Below are 1,705 nucleotides of genomic sequence, written 5' to 3' on the forward strand. Positions count from 1 at the left end.
CGCCGACGCCGACTACGGCCAGCGCGTGCGCGAAGGCATTCAGGCCAAGGAAGCCAAGATGCAGGGCAAGAAGGTAGCCCCGGTCTACGGCACTGAGGCAAGCAGCCTGTACTGAGCTGCCCCGTCAGCCCATCAGCCAAAAGGTCGCCCCGTGTGGGCGGCTTTTTTGTGGCCCCGCCATTTTGCGTATGGGCGAAGGGTTTCCAGGCCGCTACCCTGACGCATGGACACCCCCTCTTTGACCAGACCCAAACCGCTCGGCCCCGGCTCCCGCGTGGCGGCCCTGAGCCTCAGCGCAGGCTTTGTCACCGAAGTGCCGCACCGCTACGCGGCGGGGGTACGGCAGGCCGCCGAGACGCTGGGCTGGAACATTATCGCCGCGCCGAGCGCCTTTCGTGGCCCTGAATTCCTGTACCAGAATCCGCAGGCCAGGGCCGACGACCTGCACTGGGCGCTGCAAAATCCAGAGATTGACGGACTGGTGAGCATCATCGGCGGGGACGATTCCATCCGGCTGCTGCCTTACCTGAACCCGGAACTGATTCGGGCGCACCCGAAAGCCTTTCTGGGCTATTCCGACTCCACCGTGACGCTGATGCAGTTTCTCCAGGCGGGGGTGATGGCCTACCACGGCCCCGCCGTCCTGACCGACCTCGCGGAAAACGGCGGCATTCACCCCTTCACCCGTCGCGGGCTGGAACAGGCATTTGGAACTGAGCCTTACCACCTCTCCCCCGCCCCGGAGTGGACGCAGGCGCGGCAGATTTGGGACGAAGCTTCACAGTCCATCCGCCGCGAGTTCCAGCCCGGCGACGGCTGGGTCTGGTTGCAAGAGGGCTGCGGCGAGGGGCACCTGCTCGGCGGGTGCATCGAGATTCTGGACATGCTCAGCGGCACCCCTGGCGAACTGCCGCCCGACCTGTGGCACGGCGCGGTGATGGCGCTGGAAACGAGCAACGACGTGCCGCCGCCCTCGCAAGTGGGCTACTGGCTGCGGAACTGGGCCGCCAAAGGCGTGCTGGCGCGGCTGAGCGGGCTGCTGCTGGCGCGGCCCCGCGATTACACACCGGAGATGACCGAGCAGCTCTACGTCTGGGTGCGCCGCGTGCTGAAGGAAGCGGGCCGCGAAGACCTGCCCGTCGTCGCCAACGTGGATTTCGGGCACACCTCCCCGCAGATGACGCTGCCTCTGGGCGCGAAGGTGCGGCTGGACAGCGCGGCGCGGACAGTGACGGTCTGGCCGTAATACCGCTTTGAAGAATAGTTTGGTTATCCAAGCTATTTTTCCGAACGGAGTGAGTCAAAGAAAATACGGAACTGAACGGCGCGGAAGAGATGGCGGCGCTTTTCCGACATCTCTGTAGAAGAGTTCAGTTCCGTATAACGCCTCAAGGAAACTCGGCCTTCCCAGCCTGCCAGCCGCCCCCTGGCCCCCCGGCCCAGTGCCAGAGGCCCGTCCCAGGCTTCTGATCCAGCGCGGCGCGAATGTCGTTCAGGGCCACGCGGCGGGCAAAGCGGGTGCGGGCGTGCCAAGCCGCCAGCGCCGTCGTTCCCGCCTGCGACGACGGCTTGACCCCGCGCAAAGCCGCCGCTGCCCGGTTCACCGCCAGGTCAAAGAGGGCCTCCGGCACGGCCCCCCGGCTGCCTTGGCCCTCCGGGTCGGGGTCGGTCAGGGCCAGAAAGGGGCGCTCGGCAGGCACTCAGG

Annotated in this window: 2 protein-coding genes; one reads left to right on the forward strand and one right to left on the reverse strand. The window is 66.6% G+C overall.

All coding sequences use genetic code 11. The features are described 5' to 3' along the window. The first annotated feature begins 223 nt into the window (after positions 1–223). On the forward strand, positions 224–1,246 hold the full coding sequence (locus Q4C89_RS15010; protein WP_303103425.1) for a S66 peptidase family protein: 1,023 nt from the start codon (positions 224–226) through the stop codon (positions 1,244–1,246). 142 nt (positions 1,247–1,388) lie between these two features. Here the strand turns inward: Q4C89_RS15010 and Q4C89_RS15015 are convergent, their stop codons facing one another. Beyond that, on the reverse strand, positions 1,389–1,631 hold the full coding sequence (locus Q4C89_RS15015; RefSeq protein ID WP_368493249.1) for a hypothetical protein: 243 nt from the start codon (positions 1,629–1,631) through the stop codon (positions 1,389–1,391). Positions 1,632–1,705: the final 74 nt, after the last annotated feature.

This window comes from Deinococcus sp., from assembly GCF_030523985.1.
In the GTDB taxonomy this organism is placed as follows: Bacteria; Deinococcota; Deinococci; order Deinococcales; family Deinococcaceae; genus Deinococcus.

What these genes read in the sequence shown, in the direction of transcription:
- Q4C89_RS15010 (WP_303103425.1), top strand. Translation starts at nt 224, where the DNA reads ATGGACACCCCCTCTTTGACCAGACCCAAACCGCTCGGCCCCGGCTCC.